The sequence below is a fragment of the Halorubrum sp. SP3 genome (assembly GCF_005435195.1).
GTDB lineage: Archaea > Halobacteriota > Halobacteria > Halobacteriales > Haloferacaceae > Halorubrum > Halorubrum sodomense.
Map to the genome: position 1 here is coordinate 1 of NZ_SGTU01000332.1, position 491 is coordinate 491.

A 491-nucleotide genomic window follows, 5' to 3' on the forward strand; every position below is an offset into this window, starting at 1 on the left:
AGCGGCACGGATCCGAAGTCCGGGAGGAACGGTATCCCACCCGGGTTGTTGAAAACGAGCGCGAGATAGGCGCCGATCGTGATCATGTCGCCGTGTGCGAAGTTCGGAACTTCCGCGATATCATAGATGAGCGAGAGCCCCAGGGCTCCACCAGCGATCACTGCACCGGTAATTAGCCCTTGAACTGTCGCGTCCAGAAGACCGGGGCTAACCATGGAGTACACCTCCAAGCGCGGGACGACTCCTGTGTGATGACGAGTGTCGTGTCATTGGTGTGTTCGTGTAATGAGGACCGCTGCACCGATTGCGAGTACATTCAGTCCGACCAGTATCAAAAATGCCCCCTCGTAACTCCCAGTGGCGTCCCGGATTGAGCCGGTGACAACTGGTAACACAAGCGCGACGAGATTGCCGACCGCGATAACCATCGCTAGCGCGCTGCCCTCGGTGGCTGTTGCATCCGCGGCGACATTGTATATCGCGCCGAAGGG

Annotated in this window: 2 pseudogenes; both read right to left on the minus strand. The window is 58.7% G+C overall.

The features are described from left to right. Positions 1–215, minus strand: a pseudogene (locus EXE42_RS16745) (branched-chain amino acid ABC transporter permease); the annotation flags it as partial. A gap of 51 nt (positions 216–266) precedes the next feature. After that, positions 267–491 (minus strand): annotated as a pseudogene (locus EXE42_RS19810) (MFS transporter); the annotation flags it as partial.